Origin of the sequence: Nonomuraea endophytica, assembly GCF_014203235.1 — a bacterium.
Classification (GTDB): Bacteria; Actinomycetota; Actinomycetes; order Streptosporangiales; family Streptosporangiaceae; genus Nonomuraea; species Nonomuraea endophytica.
Map to the genome: position 1 here is coordinate 330,704 of NZ_JACHIN010000009.1, position 15,790 is coordinate 346,493.

The 15,790-nt window shown below is 70.1% G+C and carries 17 protein-coding genes; 9 read left to right on the top strand and 8 right to left on the bottom strand.

All coding sequences use genetic code 11. The annotated features are described in order from the left end of the window. Positions 1-68 precede the first annotated feature (68 nt). Entirely contained in the window at positions 69-1,475 is a 1,407-nt protein-coding gene (locus HNR40_RS32015) for a leucyl aminopeptidase (protein ID WP_184967910.1), read from the top strand. Positions 1,476-1,494: 19 nt separating this feature from the next. Here HNR40_RS32015 and HNR40_RS32020 read toward each other — a convergent pair whose 3' ends face one another. Next, the gene (locus tag HNR40_RS32020) at positions 1,495-2,133 is read right to left on the bottom strand and encodes an O-methyltransferase (protein ID WP_184967912.1); all 639 of its coding nucleotides are present in this window, start codon (positions 2,131-2,133) and stop codon (positions 1,495-1,497) included. 161 nt (positions 2,134-2,294) lie between these two features. Between HNR40_RS32020 and sigE the strand changes: the two genes are divergently transcribed. The 4 genes from sigE to HNR40_RS32040 all read left to right on the top strand — a co-directional run bounded on the left by sigE (position 2,295) and on the right by HNR40_RS32040 (position 6,317). After that, positions 2,295-2,912, top strand: coding sequence for an RNA polymerase sigma factor SigE (sigE, locus tag HNR40_RS32025; RefSeq protein WP_184967914.1), 618 nt, complete (start codon positions 2,295-2,297; stop codon positions 2,910-2,912). A gap of 2 nt (positions 2,913-2,914) precedes the next feature. Continuing rightward, positions 2,915-3,418, top strand: coding sequence for an anti-sigma factor family protein (locus tag HNR40_RS32030; protein WP_184967916.1), 504 nt, complete (start codon positions 2,915-2,917; stop codon positions 3,416-3,418). A gap of 154 nt (positions 3,419-3,572) precedes the next feature. Further along, the gene (locus HNR40_RS32035; RefSeq protein ID WP_184967918.1) at positions 3,573-5,213 is read left to right on the top strand and encodes a trypsin-like peptidase domain-containing protein; all 1,641 of its coding nucleotides are present in this window, start codon (positions 3,573-3,575) and stop codon (positions 5,211-5,213) included. A gap of 738 nt (positions 5,214-5,951) precedes the next feature. Then, positions 5,952-6,317, top strand: coding sequence for a sec-independent translocase (locus HNR40_RS32040; RefSeq protein WP_184967920.1), 366 nt, complete (start codon positions 5,952-5,954; stop codon positions 6,315-6,317). A gap of 611 nt (positions 6,318-6,928) precedes the next feature. Here HNR40_RS32040 and HNR40_RS32045 read toward each other — a convergent pair. Then, positions 6,929-8,068 carry an Mrp/NBP35 family ATP-binding protein gene (locus HNR40_RS32045; protein ID WP_184967922.1) on the bottom strand — a complete coding sequence of 380 codons (1,140 nt, stop codon included), beginning with the start codon at positions 8,066-8,068 and terminating at the stop codon, positions 6,929-6,931. Between the two features lie 107 nt (positions 8,069-8,175). Between HNR40_RS32045 and HNR40_RS32050 the strand changes: the two genes are divergently transcribed. Continuing rightward, positions 8,176-8,637 (top strand): MarR family winged helix-turn-helix transcriptional regulator, encoded by a 462-nt coding sequence (locus tag HNR40_RS32050; protein WP_184967924.1) that lies wholly within the window; start codon positions 8,176-8,178, stop codon positions 8,635-8,637. On the opposite strand, the gene HNR40_RS32055 is transcribed toward HNR40_RS32050, so the two are convergent. Next, entirely contained in the window at positions 8,621-9,085 is a 465-nt protein-coding gene (locus tag HNR40_RS32055; RefSeq protein ID WP_184967926.1) for a DUF1003 domain-containing protein, read from the bottom strand. The two genes, HNR40_RS32050 and HNR40_RS32055, sit on opposite strands and share 17 nt — an antisense overlap. Then, a complete protein-coding gene (locus tag HNR40_RS32060) occupies positions 9,075-10,289 on the bottom strand; it encodes a magnesium transporter MgtE N-terminal domain-containing protein (RefSeq protein ID WP_312896594.1) in 1,215 nt (404 codons plus the stop codon). The genes HNR40_RS32055 and HNR40_RS32060 overlap by 11 nt, the downstream gene beginning before the upstream one ends. Positions 10,290-10,385: 96 nt before the next feature. Here HNR40_RS32060 and HNR40_RS32065 point away from each other — a divergent pair, with 96 nt between their 5' ends. Continuing rightward, the gene (locus HNR40_RS32065; protein WP_312896595.1) at positions 10,386-11,327 is read left to right on the top strand and encodes an EamA family transporter; all 942 of its coding nucleotides are present in this window, start codon (positions 10,386-10,388) and stop codon (positions 11,325-11,327) included. Between the two features lie 530 nt (positions 11,328-11,857). Next, positions 11,858-12,481 carry a class I SAM-dependent methyltransferase gene (locus HNR40_RS32070; RefSeq protein WP_184967928.1) on the top strand — a complete coding sequence of 208 codons (624 nt, stop codon included), beginning with the start codon at positions 11,858-11,860 and terminating at the stop codon, positions 12,479-12,481. A gap of 7 nt (positions 12,482-12,488) precedes the next feature. Here HNR40_RS32070 and HNR40_RS32075 read toward each other — a convergent pair whose 3' ends face one another. Both HNR40_RS32075 and HNR40_RS32080 read right to left on the bottom strand, forming a co-directional pair. Then, complete coding sequence (locus tag HNR40_RS32075; RefSeq protein WP_184967930.1) at positions 12,489-12,842, bottom strand: hypothetical protein; 354 nt, start codon at positions 12,840-12,842, stop codon at positions 12,489-12,491. Between the two features lie 20 nt (positions 12,843-12,862). Beyond that, positions 12,863-13,456 carry a biotin transporter BioY gene (locus tag HNR40_RS32080; protein WP_184967932.1) on the bottom strand — a complete coding sequence of 198 codons (594 nt, stop codon included), beginning with the start codon at positions 13,454-13,456 and terminating at the stop codon, positions 12,863-12,865. A gap of 150 nt (positions 13,457-13,606) precedes the next feature. Between HNR40_RS32080 and HNR40_RS32085 the strand changes: the two genes are divergently transcribed. After that, positions 13,607-14,539: an HpcH/HpaI aldolase/citrate lyase family protein gene (locus HNR40_RS32085; protein ID WP_184967934.1), complete on the top strand. Its 933-nt coding sequence runs from the start codon at positions 13,607-13,609 to the stop codon at positions 14,537-14,539. Here HNR40_RS32085 and HNR40_RS32090 read toward each other — a convergent pair. Further along, positions 14,529-15,071 (bottom strand): DUF6529 family protein, encoded by a 543-nt coding sequence (locus HNR40_RS32090; RefSeq protein ID WP_184967936.1) that lies wholly within the window; start codon positions 15,069-15,071, stop codon positions 14,529-14,531. The two genes, HNR40_RS32085 and HNR40_RS32090, sit on opposite strands and share 11 nt — an antisense overlap. Next, complete coding sequence (locus tag HNR40_RS32095) at positions 15,068-15,733, bottom strand: hypothetical protein (RefSeq protein ID WP_184967938.1); 666 nt, start codon at positions 15,731-15,733, stop codon at positions 15,068-15,070. Before HNR40_RS32095 ends, HNR40_RS32090 begins: the two co-directional genes overlap by 4 nt. Positions 15,734-15,790: the final 57 nt, after the last annotated feature.

Sequence of the window (15,790 nt, forward strand, 5' to 3'; positions counted from 1 at the left end):
ACAGCTTCGATCGACGGCCCTGGCGTGCCTCCGCGCCAGGGCCATTGACGTGTTTGGAGAGATGACCCGTGCCCATTGAGACCACGACGTCGGTGGTTTCCGAGATCCCCGCCGAGGCCGAGCTGCTGGCGGTGCCGTACTCCTCCGACCTAGACCCGGCACTCTCCTTCGACCTGCACGTGCCCCCGGCGGCCCTGCTGGCCCACTACGAGGCCAAGGGCGAGGCGGGCGAGATCGTCGAGGTGCCCGTGGCACGGGGTGAGGCGGTCGGGCGCGTCCTGCTCTACGGAGTCGGGGACGGCTCGCCGAAGGCGCTGCGCAAGGCCGCCGTCGCCCTCACGCGCCGCGCCAAGGGCCGCGAGACGCTCACCGTCGTCGTTCCCGACGGCGACGGCGCGGTGTTCGCGGAGGCCGCGCTGCTGGCCGCCTACACCTTCAAGGTCACCTCCTCGCCGGGCAAGAAGCCCGTCTCGGCGCTCGTGTTCGCCGGCGCCGACGAGCAGGCGGTACGGCGCGGCGAGATCGTCGCCCAGGCCGTCGCGCTCGCCCGCGACCTGGCCAACACGCCCGCGTCGGTGAAGAGCCCGGCGTGGCTGGCCGAGCGGGCCGGCGAGCAGGGCGTCCCCGTGCGCGTCTGGGACGAGGACGAGCTGCGGGCCGGCGGGTTCGGCGGCATCCTCGCGGTCGGCCAGGGCTCGGCGAACCCGCCCCGGCTCATCCAGCTCTCCTACGACCCGCCGGGCGCCACCAGGCACGTGGTGCTCGTGGGCAAGGGCATCACCTTCGACTCGGGCGGGCTGTCGCTGAAGCCTGGCGACAACATGAAGGTCCAGAAGACCGACATGGCCGGCGGCGCCGTCGTCATCGCGGCCGTGTCGGCGCTGGCCAAGCTGGGCGCGAAGGTGCGGGTCACCGGGCTGGTGGCGGCGGCCGAGAACATGCCGTCCGGCAGCGCGCAGCGGCCCAGCGACGTCATCACCCACTACGGCGGCCGCACGGTCGAGGTGCTCAACACCGACGCGGAAGGCCGCCTGGTCCTGGCCGACGCGCTCGCCTACGCCGACGACACGCTCGCCCCCGACGCCCTCGTGGACATCGCCACCCTCACCGGCGCGATCAGCGTCGCCCTGGGCCGCAACGTGGGCGCCGTCTACGCCACCTCGGAAGATCTCGCCGGAGAGCTGCTCGGCGCCGGTCAGGCCAGCGACGACCGGCTGTGGCGGATGCCGCTGATCGATGACTACGCGCCCGCGCTGGAGTCGTCGATCGCGGACCTGGCCAATGTGGAGACGGGTTCCCGCTACGGCGCCGGATCGATCACGGCCGCGCTGTTCCTGCGGGAGTTCGCGGGCAAGCGGCCCTGGGCCCACCTGGACGTGGCCGGGGTGGGGCGCAGCACGGTGGACGAGGGCGTGCTGACCAAGGGCGCCACGGGCTTCGGCGTCCGCCTTCTCGTGGAGTGGCTCAGCCGCTGAGCTCTTGTCGTGGGCCGGCTCAGTCGCTCAGCTTCACCGCGGCCAGCAGCCCGTCGCCCAGCGGCATCATCAGCGGCCGCAGCCGGTCGTCACCCTGCACGAGCTTGCCCAGCTCGCGCAGGGCGACCGTGTCCGGGTCGCGCTGCGCCGGGTCGGCCACCTTGTTGTGCCACAGGACGTTGTCGAAAGCGACAATCCCGCCCACCCGCAGCAGCCTGACGGCCTCGGACAAGTAGTCGGAGTACTCCTGCTTGGCGCCGTCGGCGAAGACCATGTCGTACCCGCCGTCCGACAGCCGGGGCAGCACGTCGAGGCCGCGGCCGACGATCAGCCGCACCCGCCCGCCGGAGAACCCGGCGTCGGCGAAGGCCTGACGGGCCAGCCGCTGGTGCTCAGGCTCGACGTCCACGCTGGTCAGCGTGCCGTCGGGACGCATGCCGCGCAGCAGCCACAGACCGGACACACCGCAGCCGGTGCCGATCTCGACCACGGACTTGGCGTTGAGCGCCGTGGCGAGGAAGCAGAGCGCCGCCCCGCCTCCGGGAAGGATGGGCACGGCACCCATCTCCTGGCCGCGCTGCCGCGCCGCGAGAAGCACCTCATCTTCCAGATGGAACTGCTCCGCATAGGCCAGAGTGGCCTCTACCGGGCTGGTCATCGGCCCCCTCCCCCCACTTTCGTGCGATTGGTCACCGATCGCAGCCTAGGGGAGACACGCCCGGACGGGAACTCAAGTCGGTCCTAACGCGTTGCAGGTTTAAACGGGCTTTGCCGGTCCGGAAGGCAGGCAGTGCGCATGAAGGGACGAAACCAGGCACTATGGCTGTAGCGGTGGTCCCAAAGAGAGGAGCCTTGGTGGACGGAAGCGACCACCAGGTGTCTGAGTGGACTCCTCCCACCTGGGAGGAGGTCGTGCGGACGCACTCCGCGCGCGTGTATCGGCTGGCGTACCGGCTGACCGGCAATGTCCATGACGCCGAGGACCTCACACAGGAGGTCTTCGTCCGGGTATTCAGGTCATTGTCCAGCTACACCCCCGGCACGTTCGAGGGTTGGCTGCACCGGATCACGACGAACCTGTTCCTTGACATGGCGCGGCGCAAGCAGCGCATCCGATTCGAGGGATTGGCCGACGACGCGGCGGAACGGCTGCGCGGCCGTGAGCCGTCTCCGGCGCAGGCGTGGGACGACGCGCATTTCGAGGCCGACGTTCAGGCGGCGCTTGACGCGCTGGCCCCCGAGTTCCGTGCCGCGGTGGTGCTCTGTGACATCGAAGGCCTGTCGTACGAGGAGATCGCGGCCACGCTCGGCGTGAAGCTGGGTACGGTCCGGAGCCGTATTCATCGTGGCCGGGCACAGCTGAGGGAGTCGCTCGAACACCGGGCGCCCCGAGGCGCTGAACTCCCCCCGACCGTGATCCGTGGGGAGGAAGGCTAGGAATGTCTCATCTTGGAGAGAGTGTTTCCGCGCTTGTCGACGGCGAACTGAGCCACGTCGAGCGCGAACGGGCACTGGCCCATCTCACCTTCTGCGCCGAATGCAGAAGGGAGGTCGAGTCGATGCGGGCGCTGAAGTCGCGCCTGCGCTCGCTCGACGGCCCGGCGATGCCCGCCGACCTGACCATGTCACTGCTGCGGATGTCCGAACCGGGTGGGCCGCTGCCGCCGCGCGAGCGCCCTTTCCCTCCCACGTTTGGAGGGGTGCCGCTCCCCGGGCCGCACAGCATCTCCCCTTTGGACAACCGGCCGCGAAGGGACGCTTTCGGTGGTTCTTCCGGCCCTGGACGGGGGAGTAGGCGCCGCGGCGCCTACGTGGCCGTGGGCGTCATGTCCGCCGCGGTCGCGCTCGGCACCTTCTTCGCCGTCAACAGCACCGCTGAGGTGGGCAACCCGCCGCCGGTCGAGCTCTTCCAGGTTCAGCAGGCGCCGGGCAACACCCCGTGATGTCCTGAGCCATTGGCCTGGGATACTCGAAGGATGGCGTAGTCGTCGGTGAGAGGGGCATACGATCGGGGTTCGGGCCTTACAAGGGCTTATGACCCACGTATGCCGTTCACGCCAGGATTGCGGTGTCCGAGCGAGGAGTGGTGAGACTTAGATGACCGACGAGACGCGCCCCAACGAAGGACGCACGCCGTCGGACTCCCCCGAGTCGCTGGAGCGGCCGGAGTTTCTGCCCGCGGGCGAGGAGCAAGGCGCCTGGGGAGACCCGTCGGGCCGCTCCGCCAACCCGTCACCGTCGTACGGCGTGGCGGGCGGCCAGCCGCCTCCCACGTTCGGCAGCGCGCACTCCGACCCGCAAGGCTCCTACGGCCCTTACGGTCCCTACGGCGAGCAGCCCGCCTCCTACGGCGAGTCCGCACCCAGGTTCGGCAGCCCGGCAGGCGACGGTTTCGGCACGCCCCAGCAGCCGTCGTTCGGCCCGCCGCCCTACTCCGGCTCCTACGCGGGCTACGGCGGCGGCACGCCCCAGCAGGGCGACACCGCCGTCTACAGCTCCCCGCAGTACGGCGGCGAGACCCCGCCGCCCCCGCCACCACAGAACGCCCTGGGCATGGGCTCAGGCTGGGCCCCGCCACCGGGCCCCGGCGCGGCTGCCCCGCAGCACAGGGTCGCTCTGGGCACCGGCGGGCTGATCGCCGTGGCCGTGGCCATCGCGCTGATCGCCTCCGGCCTCGGCAGCGTCGGCACGTACCTGCTCACCAGATCAGGCAGCGGCACCGACCCCTCCTACACGCTCGGCCCCGCACCCAGCGGCGCGATCAACCGGCCCCCGGAGTCGGTGGCGGGCGTCGCCTCGCGCGTGCTGCCCAGCGTCGTGTCCCTGGAGGTCGGCAACGGCGGCGCCGAGGGCGCCAGCGGCTCCGGCTTCCTGATCAAGGACGGCTACGTGGTCACCAACAACCACGTCGTCGCCATGGCGGCCAGCGGCGGCGAGATCCAGATCATGTTCGCCAACCGCAAGACCACCACGGGCCGCATCGTCGGCCGCGACCCGGGCTCCGACCTGGCAGTGGTGAAGCCGGAACAGACGTTCGGCACCCCGGAGATCACGCTCGGCAACTCCGACCAGGTCGTCGTCGGCGACCCGGTCATCGCGATCGGCTCCCCGCTCGGCCTGAGCGGCACCGTCACCACCGGCATCGTCAGCTCCCTGAACCGCCCGGTCATCGCCGGAGACGAGAGCGGCAGGGCGGCCGAGGAGCCCGCGTACATCTCCGCCATCCAGACCGACGCCGCCATCAACCCCGGCAACTCGGGCGGCCCGCTGGTCAACGCCAAGGGCGAGGTCATCGGAGTGAACTCCGCGATCGCCACCCTGAGCCGTTCATCCTCCAGCCAGGGCGGCAGCATCGGCCTCGGCTTCGCGATCCCGGTCAACCAGACTCGCCGAGTAGCCCAAGAGCTCATCACCACCGGCAAGGCCAAGCGCCCCCGGATCGGCATCGTCCTGGACAAGAACTACCGAGGCCAGGGCGTCCGCATCGCCTCCGAGCCCGACCAAGGCCGCCAGCCGGTAGACGCCGGCGGCCCCGCCGACAAGGCAGGCCTGAAGGCCGGCGACGTCATCCTGGAAATGGACGGCCTGCGCCTCCAGGACGGAAACGAACTGATCGCCCTGATCCGCGCCAAGGCCCCCGGCTCCAAAATCACCGTCAAATACGAACGAGCCGGCCAGGAACGCACCGCCACCCTCACCGTCGTAGCCGACGAAACCCCCACCCCGTCGCCGTCCTGACCTTCTTTCTTGCTTTCTCCAGGCAATGGTGCCGCCCGCGCGGCGTCCGCCCGCGCGGCGTCGGCCTGTCCTGCTTCGGTCTGATCGGTTTCGGTCTGTTCGGGTGCTGTCCGTCCGGCCCTTGTTCGCGCGCCTTCTGTTACGGCAAGCCACACCACCGCCACCCGCCGACGTGGGCGGGCGCCGATCGTGGGGATCGCTTCCCACGTCGCACGGATTGCCCACCGCAACGGCCATCCACAACCAGCCGACACGGCCGGGCTTGACCGGCTCGCAAGTCCACGCTTGACCGGCTCGCAAGTCCACGCTTGACCGGATATGGCGACCATGTTCCCGGATCCGCGCGTCTGGCTCCTTGGTCCCCTGCTCCTCGTCCCGTAGGCGTTTTCCCAGGTTGTTGGGCCCTGGCTCCTTGGGTGTGTCGGTTCTGGGCAAGCTGCTGGCGTGGCGTGGCGTGGCGTGGCGTGGCGTGGCCTGGCGTGGCCTGGCCTGGCCTGGCGTGGGGTGGGGCGGGTTGGGGTTTGGGGGTTTGGGGTGGGGTTTGGAGCGGTTGGCGGGTAGTTGGGGTGGTTGGGGGGTGGTTGTCCGGGGGTGAGGTTGGGGGTGGTGGCTGGTTGGGGGTTGATCTTGGGAATCGTCTTGGCAGGTGGCCGGGCGTTCTAAGTGGCCTTGCGAACCCTTAGTCTGGGAGTGGCCGGGGTTGTCCCCGGAGCCAGTTGGACTGCGGTAGGAGTTCAGGTGTTCGGACTCGGGTGGGCGGAGATCGGGGCGCTCGTCGTCATCGGGTTGCTGGTGTTCGGGCCCGACAAGCTGCCCCAGGTGGCTTCGCAGGCGGGCCAGACCCTGCGCAACCTTCGCCGCATGGCCACCAACGCGCGCGACGACCTGCGGAGCGGGCTGGGCCCGGAGTTCTCCAACTTCGATCCGGCTGACCTCAATCCCAAGAACTTCGTCCGTAAGCATCTGCTGGACGACATCGAGGACAACTGGAACGACCGGCCTCAGCAGGAGCTTGAGCCGGTCGCCGCCGCTCCGTACGCCCCGGAGCCCCTGGAAGAGCTCGGCTACGGCGAACTCCCGCCCTACGACTCCGAAGCCACCTAACCCTCAACCTGCTAATCCCAACCGGCCTAACCCCAACCGGCCTAATCCCAAACTTGCCTAACCCCAAACTCGCCTGCCGCCCGTCCTACCTGACGCGCGTGTCGCCCTCCGCTCTGCCCTATGGGCTCGGAGCGGGCTTGTGGTTTCCGGGCCATCGGGGGCTGCCGGTCAAGGTGGTGTTCTCTTCCCACCCAGCTGGTGAAGTGTGGCCGTTGCGGCGGGCAATTCGTGAGACGTGAGAAGCGATCCCCACGATCGGCGTGCGCCTGCGTCGGCGGGTGGCTTGGGGGTGGCTTGCCGTAACGGATGGGGCGGTTCTAAGAGAACCCCAACAGACCAAGGGCACCCCCAAAGCACAACACTTCAGGAGTTCCAAGAGGGCCGCAAGGCGGCCCGTAGCTCATTCAGAGCTTTAAGAGGGCCGCAAAGCGGGTCCGTAACGCTCTCCGAGCTCGTAACGCCCTCAGAAGCTCTAGGAGGGCCGCAAGACGGCTCGTATCGCCAAAGCGCCCGTGACGCCAAAGCGCCCGCAACACCAAACGCCCGCAATGGCTTCAGAGAAAGTGGCCGCGTCGGCGGGAGGCCGACGCGGCGGGTGGATGGGGAAGGGGTCAGCGGGCGGTGGGGGAGATGCCGAGTTGCATGCCCTTGAGGCTGTTGGCGCGCTTGCTCAGGGCGTCCGCGATCGAGCGGAGTTCGGTGGCGGCCGGGGAGTCGGGGTCGGTGAGGACCAGGGGCTTGCCCTCGTCGCCGCCCTCGCGCAGGCGCATGTCCAGCGGCACCTGACCCAGCAGCGGTACGCGGGCGCCCAGTGTGCGGGTCAGTGCGTCGGCCACGTTCTGGCCGCCGCCCTCGCCGAAGACCGGGATGCGCTCGTCGCAGTGGGGGCAGGGCAGCCAGGACATGTTCTCGATCACGCCGGCGATCTGCTGGTGGGTGGAGGCGGCGATCGAGCCCGCCCGCTCGGCCACTTCGGCGGCGGCCTGCTGCGGGGTGGTCACGACCAGGATCTCGGCGCCGGGCAGGCGCTGTGCCACCGAGATGGCGATGTCGCCGGTGCCGGGCGGGAGGTCCAGGAGCAGGACGTCGAGGTCGCCCCAGTACACATCGGCCAGGAACTGGTGGAGGGCGCGGTCGAGCATCGGGCCGCGCCAGACCACCGGCGTGTTGCCCTCGGGCTTGAACATACCGACCGAGATGACCTTGATGTCATGCGCCATCGGCGGCATGATCATGTCTTCGACCTTGGTGGGCCGTTCGGCGGCGCCGAGCATGCGCGGGATGCTGTGGCCGTAGATGTCGGCGTCGACGATGCCGACCTTGAGGCCACTGGCGGCCATCGACGCGGCTAGGTTGACGGTTACGGAGGACTTGCCCACGCCCCCCTTGCCGGAGGCGACCGCGAACACCCGGGTCAGCGAACCGGGCTGGTTGAAGGGGATCTCCTTCTCGGGGCCCTTGTTGCCGCGCAGCTTGGTCTGGAGCTCCTTGCGCTGCTCGGTGCTCATCACGTCGAGTTCCAGCTCCACGCCGGCGACGCCTTCAACCTTGGAGACGGCGTTGACGACGTCGCGGCGGATGGTGTCCTTCATCGGACAGCCGGCGACGGTGAGGTAGACGCCGACGCGGACAGCGCCGTCGGGGGCGATGTCTACGCTTTTGACCATGCCCAGGTCGGTGATCGGGCGGCGGATCTCCGGGTCGATGACGGTGGCGAGGGCGGCCGTCACCAGTTCCTGCGTCGGTGCCATGGAAATCTCGGCACTCCTTTGTGGTTTATGGATGACGGGTTCCATCGTATGAACCCGAGGCAAGTCGCTGCTGTTTAGATGTGCGTGCAACGTTCTAAGGTTACTCCGTGACTGTTCTGCGCGACGAGGGCCTCGACGTCCGGGAGCTCGAGGTCTGGCGGGCGTTGCAGCGTGCGCAGGTGCGGGTGGCCCGTCACCTGGAGGCTGAGCTGCTCGTCGCCCACGACCTCCCGCTGGCTTCCTATGACGTGCTGATGCAACTCGCCGAGGCTCCGGAGCGGCGGCTGCGGATGAACGACCTGGCCGACCGCGTGCTCCTCTCCCGCAGCGGCCTCACGCGGCTGATCGACCGTCTGCAGCGCGACGGGCTGGTCGCGCGCGAGGCGTGCCCGAGCGACGCGCGCGGCCTGTTCGCCGTGCTCACCCCCGAAGGCGAGGTACGGCTGGCCGACGCCACCCCCACCTACCTGCGCGGCGTCAGGACCCAGTTCCTCGACCCGCTCAGCGAGGAGGACCTGAGCCGCTGCCGGGCGATGCTGGCCAAGCTCGGGCTCACTGAGGAGTCCTGACCTGCTGGGCCTGCTGGAGTTCTGAGCGGATGAAGTCGCGGGTGGCCATCTCGCCGAGCGTGATCCGCAGCCCGGCGATCTCCCGGGTGAGGAACTCCAGCTCGGCCTGGCTGGCCTCCCGCGCTTGCCGGTCCTCCTCGCCCTGGACGCGGTCGCGGTCGGCCTGCCGGTTCTGGGCGAGCAGGATGAGCGGCGCCGAGTACGACGCCTGCAACGACAGCATCAGCGTGAGGAAGATGAACGGGTACTCGTCGAACCGGGCGGCGGCCGGCGCGACCACGTTCCACACCACCCAGCACAGCACGAACACCGTCATGTACACGAGGAACCGCGCGGTGCCGAGGAAGCGGGCGATCCGCTCCGACAGCCGCCCGAAGTCCTCCGGGTCGTAGTGCGGCCGGAACGAGCGCCTCAGCTCGCGCGGCTGGTCGAGTCGCTCACGTGGCATGTCGTTCCCGCCAGTCTTCGGGCAGCAGGTGGTCGAGCACGTCGTCCACGGTCACCGCGCCGACCAGCCTGCCGCCCTCGTCCACGACGGGCGCGGCCACGAGGTTGTACGTGGCGAGGTAGGACGTGACCTCGGGCAGCGTGAACCCGGGCCTGATCGGGTCGATGGTGTGGTCCAGCGCGGCTCCCAGCAGCATCGACGGCCGCTCGCGCAGCAGGCGCTGGAAGTGCGCGACTCCCAGGTACGCGCCGGTGGGCGTCTCGGTGGGCGCCCGGGTCACGTACACCTGGGCGGCCACGGCGGGCGACAGGTCGCGCTGGCGGATGTGCGCGAGCGCCTCGGCGACGGTGGCGCTGGGCGGCAGCACGACCGGTTCGCTGGTCATCATGCCGCCGGCGGTGTCCTCGTCGTAGTCGAGCAGCCGCCGCACGGGCGCGGCCTCGCCGGGCTCCATCAGCGACAGCAGTTGCGCCGCCTGGTCGTCGGGGAGGTCCTGGAGCAGGTCGGCGGCGTCGTCCGGGCCCATCTCGGACAGCACGACGGCGGCGCGGGTGGGGGCGAGCGCGGTGAGGATGCCGATCTGGTCGGTGAAGGGCAGCTCTTCCAGTACGTCGGCGAGGCGTTCGTCACCGAGTTCCGCGGCCACCTCGACCCGGCGCTTGAACGGCAGCTCGTGCAACGCGTTGGCCAGGTCGGCCGCTCGTTCGGTCTCGAAGGCGGCGATCAGGCCGGCGGCGCCCTGGTCGCGCTGCATGGCGTCGAAGCCGCGTACGTCGCCCCAGTCGACGACGCGGGTCTCGCGCCGCTTGCCCTTCTGGTAGACGGCGACCTTGGTGAGCGTCCACTCGCTCCTGCCCTGCTCCATGGCCAGGTCGTAGACGATCCAGGGGCGGCCGTCGAGGGTGACGGTCTGGTCGAGCAGCTGGCCGATCGTGAGCGTCTCGGTGACGCGTTGTTCGAACCTGCGCATGTTGAGCCGTCCGGAGAAGATCACCGCTCCGGTCTCGATGCCGCGTACCCGGGTGATGGGCAGGAACACGCGGCGGCGCGGCTGCACCTCGACGACCAGCCCGTGCACACGCGGCGGCAGCGTGCCGTCGGCGGTGGGTCGCAGGGACACCACGACGTCGCGGACGCGGCCGATCTGGTCACCGGACGGGTCGAAGACCGGGGTCCCGGCCAGCCGGGCGACAAAGATCCTCACCTGAGCAGGCTAAACGAGTCAGGGCCGCCGGGCATTGCGCCTCGCCCACAGGGCATGTCAGTATCCATCGGACATAACACTCATTACGCTCAGGATGTGTTGACGTTGCGCTATGCGGGACTGGCGATCGCCTTCGTCTCCTCGTGTTGTTTCGCCTTCTCCGGGCCGATGGCCAAGTACCTGAACGCGGCCGGGCTGGTGCCGATCGAGGCGGTCTGGGTGCGGATGGCCGGTGCCGGGGTGCTGCTCGTGGCGGTGCTGGCCGTGGTCAAGCCGCAGGCGTTGCGTATCCCGCGCGACAAGTGGGGGTTCTTCGCGGCCTACGCGGTGATGGCGGTGGCGGGGGTGCAGGCGCTGTTCTTCCTGGCCATCACGCGGCTGCCGGTGGGGGTGGCGTTGCTGCTGGAGTACATGGCGCCGGTGATGGTGGTGGTGTGGGTCCGCTTCGTGCGGAGGGTACGGCTGCCGCGGGCGGCGTTCGTCGGGGCGGTGGTGGCCGTCGTGGGCCTGGGCGTCGTGGTCGAGGTGTGGCAGGGGCTGCGCCTGGACGCTCTGGGGTTGTTGCTGGCGTTGGTGGCGGGGGCGTGTTGCGCCGGATATTTCCTGATGAACGATAGTTTTGGGGATGAGATCGACTCGCTGGGGTTGATCGCGTGGGGGATGGTGGGCGCGGCCGTCGTCCTGGCCCCGTTCGCCCAGCCGTGGGGCATCCGCTGGAGCGCCTTCACCCAGACCGTGGCCCCGAACGGTGGGGTGGCGTTGCCGGTCCTCGGTGCTTATGTGTGGATGGTGCTGGTGGCCACCGTGATGGCGTACATCCTGGGCGTCAACGCCGTCCGCCGGCTGTCGGCCGCGGTCGGCGCGACGGTCGCCTCCCTGGAGGTCATCGGAGGCGCCATCGTCGCCTGGGCCCTGCTGCGCGAGTCCCTGGGCCTGTTCCAGATCATCGGCGGCCTGACAGTCCTGAGCGGCGCCCTACTAGCCCAAACCGCCACCACCCAACCAACCCCCATCCGCGAACCAGCCCACGCAACCTGACCACCCCAACCCCACCCACCCCGCACCCCAACCCCACCCACCCCGCACCCCAACCCCGCCCAGCACACCGCCCCCGCGCCGCGCCGCGCCGCCCAGCACACCGCTCCCGCGCCGCGCCGCCCAGCACACCGCCCCCGCCCCGCCCAGCACGCCGCCCCGCCCTGCACTGCGCTTCGCCCCGCGCTGCGCTTGACCCCCCCGGTGCGCTGCCCTGTCCCGGTACTTCGCTGCGCTCAGCTCGCCTCGCCACGATGCTGCGCTTCGCGGATCCCGCCTCGGTGCTGCGCCCGTCCCGGTGCTGCGTTCCGCGGGGCCCCTGTGCTCCGCCCGCTCCGGGGATCCCGTCGGGGCGCTGCGCTCCGGCGACCCGTCCGGGCGCTGCGCTTCGTGGATCCCCGCCTCGGCGGTCGGCGGAGAGCGGGCGTGTAGGGGCAGGTGGCGAGCCGGTCCACGCGGCCTGGACCCCGGGGGGTTTGCTGGTTTGGCAACGGGGTTTGCCTAGTGGAGGGTGGGCGGCGAATAGTGCGGGTGTGAGCGAACACGAGGAATTCTGGGATGCCCGCTACAGCGAGAGCACGCGCATCTGGAGCGGTGAGCCCAACACGATGCTGGTGACCGAGGTCGAGGGGATGGTCCCCGGGCGGGCGCTCGATCTGGGGTGTGGCGAGGGCGGAGACGTCGTCTGGCTGGCCCGGAGGGGCTGGCGGGTGACGGGGGTGGACGTCTCTCGGGTGGCGCTGGAGCGGGCCGGGGAGCATGCCAAGGAGGCCGGGGTGGCCGATCTGGTCGACCTTCAGTGGCATCAGCTCGGGGAGAGCTTCCCGGAGGGGGAGTTCGACCTGGTCTCGGCGGCGTACCTGCACAGCACGGTCGAGATGTCCCGGGAGGCGATTCTGCGGGCCGCCGCGGCGGCGGTGGCGCCGGGCGGGGTGCTGCTGGTGCTCGGGCACTCGGGGTGGGCCACCTGGCAGCACACGCCGCCGCACGACGTGCACCTCCCGTCTCCTCAGGAGGTGTACGACTCGCTCGGGCTCGCCGAGGGTGAGTGGGTGCTGGAGCGTAGCGGGGAGTTCGAGCGCAGCCAGAACAGCCCCGACGGGGAGCCTGGCACCCGCACCGACAACGTGCTGCGGGTACGCAGGCTCGCGGCCTGATCGCGCCTCAGGGCAGGGTTATGCGGATGACGGTGGACTCCCGGGCCCAGCGGTCGGTGAGGTGTTCGGTGTCGGGGGCGTTGAGGCGGTCCTTGGCCAGGGCGGCCACCGCCTCGGGCTCCGTCGCCGGGTCGACCACGGTCACCGGCGCGTCGAACTCCACCAGCCGGGCCCCGTTGTCCTTGCTGCGCAACGTCACATGGACTTCGGAGCGCTCGGCCAGGCCGGGCAGCTCCTGCTCGCCGCCTCCGGTCACCAGGTAGACGGCGCCTTCGTACAGGGTGTGCCAGGCCAGGCGCGGGCGGTCGAGGGTGAGCCAGAGGACGCCGGACTTCTTCGCGCCTTCTTCGATGACGGTCACGCCTCGACTTTAGCCGTGGATCAACGGCTTGCCAGCTTCCAGGCGGCAGGAAGCAGGCCGGCCGCGAGGGCGATCTTGAGGGCGTCGCCGACGAGGAACGGGACGATGCCCACCGCCACCGCCCGGCCGAGGTCCATGCCGGTGATGGCCATGAGGACGGGCAGGCCGAAGGCGTAGATGGCGAGGTTGCCGAGGATCATGGTGCCGACGGTGCGGAGCGGGGTGCGGTCGCCGCCCCGGGCGGCGAGGTGGCCGACCAGGACGCCGGCCGCGACGAAGCCGATCACGTAGCCGAACGACGGCACCAGGCCGCCGCCGGTCCACGCGGTGTTGCCGTCGGCGAACCAGGGCACGCCGGCCAGCCCCACAGCGAGGTAGAGCAGCATGCTGAGCGCGGCCCTGTTCATGCCGAGCGACGCGCCCACGAGCAGCGCGGCGAACGTCTGGCCCGAGACCGGCACCGGAGAGCCGGGGATGGGGAAGCTGACCTGGGCGGCCAGGCCGGTCAGCGCCGCGCCGCCGACGATCAGGGCGAGGTCGCGCACGCGCGCGCCAGGCAACAGGTCGGACAGTACGGCGGGCCGCTCGGCGGCGGCGGAAGAGGCGGATGCCATCGGTGATTCACTCCCTTTGCTAGCGTTCGGCACCCATTGTTGGCAGACGCCGTTAGAGGATCCGTACAGCGGAGACCGACAAAGAAACGATGGCCGCCATAGACAGGACCCCTCCTGTCCAGCCCGCACCGCACCCATTACCGTGTGCGCATGCGATCACGTCGTTCGGTACTGGCGGTGCCCGGCAGCAACCCCCGCTTCCTGGAGAAGGCCCAGACGCTCCCCGCTGACGCGGTCTTCCTCGACCTGGAGGACTCGGTCGCCCCCGCGGCCAAGCCCGAGGCGCGCAAGAACATCGTGGCCGCGCTGCGTGAGGGCGACTGGAGCGGCAAGGTGCGTACGGTGCGGGTCAACGACCTGACCACGATGTGGACGTACCGGGACGTGATCGAGGTGGTCGAGGGCGCGGGCGAGTTCCTGGACGGGATCATCCTGCCCAAGGTGCAGGACTCGACCGAGGTCGTCTGGCTGGACACGTTGCTGACCCAGATAGAGAAGACGATGGGGTACGAGGTCGGCCGCATCGGCATCGAGGCGCAGATCGAGAACGCCCGCGGCCTGGTGAACGTGGACGCCATCGCCGGATCGTCCAAGCGGCTGGAGACGCTGGTGTTCGGGCCGGCCGACTTCATGGCCTCGATCAACATGCGCACGCTGGTGGTGGGGGAGCAGCCGCCCGGCTACACCGAGGGCGACGCCTACCACTACATCCTCATGCGCATGCTGATGGCCGCGAGGACGCATGATCTGCAGGTCATCGACGGGCCGTACCTGCAGATCAAGGATGTCGAGGGCTATCGGCGGATCGCGCGCAGGGCGGCGGCGCTGGGCTTCGACGGCAAGTGGGTGCTGCACCCGCTGCAGGTCGAGGCGGCCAACGAGGTGTTCTCGCCGGCGCAGGAGGACTACGACCACGCCGAGCTGATCCTGGAGGCGTACGAGTACTACACCACCGTGGAACGGCGCGGCGCGGTCATGCTGGGTGACGAGATGATCGACGAGGCCTCGCGGAAGATGGCGCTGGTCGTGGCGGCCAAGGGACGGGCCGCGGGGCTGCGCCGTACCACGACCTTCACACCTTGACGCCGATCGTGGTGAAGAACCAGAACGACGAGGTGAGCCAGAGGCCGACCAGCGCGGTGAAGACCAGGCCGCCCAGGACCGGGAGGGTCCAGCCGGGCAGGCCGCGTTTGGGGAGAGCGAGCAGCTTCGCGGTGAGGACGCCGTAGAAGAAGCAGCCCAGCAGTGAGTGGATCATGACTCTGGGCACGTCGTACTGCAGGCCGAGCGCGTAGAGGCAGTGGAAGGCCACCGGGATGGTCAGGACGAACGCGAGCCGGCCCGACCAGCGGTGCACGGCCGGGTGGATCCGGATCTTGATCTTGCCCCACATGGACAGCGCTGAGATCACCTGAACGAAGGCCAGCACGAACGCGCCGGTCGTCAGCCAGGACTTCATCGCCAGCGCGCCGGAGAACCCGGCCGGGCCCACCGCGAAGCCGGTCGGGGTGTGGGCCCTGCCGTACACGCCGAGTGCGACCATGACGAGGCCGCCGAGCAGCAGGGGGACGAGCAGCGGAGTGAGGCCGCCGCGGCGGGGCTCGACGGCGGTCATGAGATCTCCTCGATGTCCTGCGGGTAGAGCGTGGTGTCGCCCAGTCGCACCGGGGCGTTGGGTCGCGTGGTGTCGAGGGTCGGAGCGGGGGACTTCTTCTCCCCTTCCGCGGCCATGCCCACCTGGTAGAAGCCGTTGCCGTCCGGCCTCCGCAGCATGATCCAACCGGCCTTGACCTGCGCGCCCCTGACCACCGCTGTCGCGCGGTAGAGGCCGGAGGGCTTCTTCACCAGTGGCGCGGAGAAGTCCCAGGTCTTGCCGCCGAGGGCCAGTTCGCCCGCGGCCTTGCCGCCGCCGAGCGCGGCGGTGACGTTGGCCTCGCCGAAGCCTTCGAGCTCGACCGCGCCGTCGGCGGCCTCGCCCTTGAACCAGGCCTCGGTCCTGCCGTCGCAGAAGTAGGCGATGGCCTTGCCGTTGCGGACAGAGATGGCGAGAAGGCCGCCCTTGACGCGGGTGGCGTAGTCGGCGCGTACCGGAGTGGGCTTGGCGGTCGCGGTTTCCGTCGGGGGTGGCGGCTCGGTGGCCGCGCTGGTGGTCGGCGCCGTCGAAGCGGCCGCGGCGGTCTCTTGGGCCACCGGGGTCGCGGTTACGCTGGCGACACCGAGCCCGGCGAAGAGCACCGCGCCCGCCGCCAGGGTGATGACAGGTCCCAGCCTTGACATGACATGGCTCCCAGGGTCGAAACGTCCTACGCACTCAAGAATCCGCGCGTTTCGGCA

Coding starts and splice junctions, on each gene's coding strand:
- HNR40_RS32020 (WP_184967912.1), bottom strand. CDS start 2,133: ATGACCAGCCCGGTAGAGGCCACTCTGGCCTATGCGGAGCAGTTCCAT.
- HNR40_RS32080 (WP_184967932.1), bottom strand. CDS start 13,456: ATGGCATCCGCCTCTTCCGCCGCCGCCGAGCGGCCCGCCGTACTGTCC.
- HNR40_RS32090 (WP_184967936.1), bottom strand. CDS start 15,071: ATGACCGCCGTCGAGCCCCGCCGCGGCGGCCTCACTCCGCTGCTCGTC.
- HNR40_RS32085 (WP_184967934.1), top strand. CDS start 13,607: ATGCGATCACGTCGTTCGGTACTGGCGGTGCCCGGCAGCAACCCCCGC.
- HNR40_RS32055 (WP_184967926.1), bottom strand. CDS start 9,085: ATGCCACGTGAGCGACTCGACCAGCCGCGCGAGCTGAGGCGCTCGTTC.
- sigE (WP_184967914.1), top strand. CDS start 2,295: ATGGCTGTAGCGGTGGTCCCAAAGAGAGGAGCCTTGGTGGACGGAAGC.
- HNR40_RS32045 (WP_184967922.1), bottom strand. CDS start 8,068: ATGGCACCGACGCAGGAACTGGTGACGGCCGCCCTCGCCACCGTCATC.
- HNR40_RS32035 (WP_184967918.1), top strand. CDS start 3,573: ATGACCGACGAGACGCGCCCCAACGAAGGACGCACGCCGTCGGACTCC.
- HNR40_RS32095 (WP_184967938.1), bottom strand. CDS start 15,733: ATGTCAAGGCTGGGACCTGTCATCACCCTGGCGGCGGGCGCGGTGCTC.
- HNR40_RS32030 (WP_184967916.1), top strand. CDS start 2,915: ATGTCTCATCTTGGAGAGAGTGTTTCCGCGCTTGTCGACGGCGAACTG.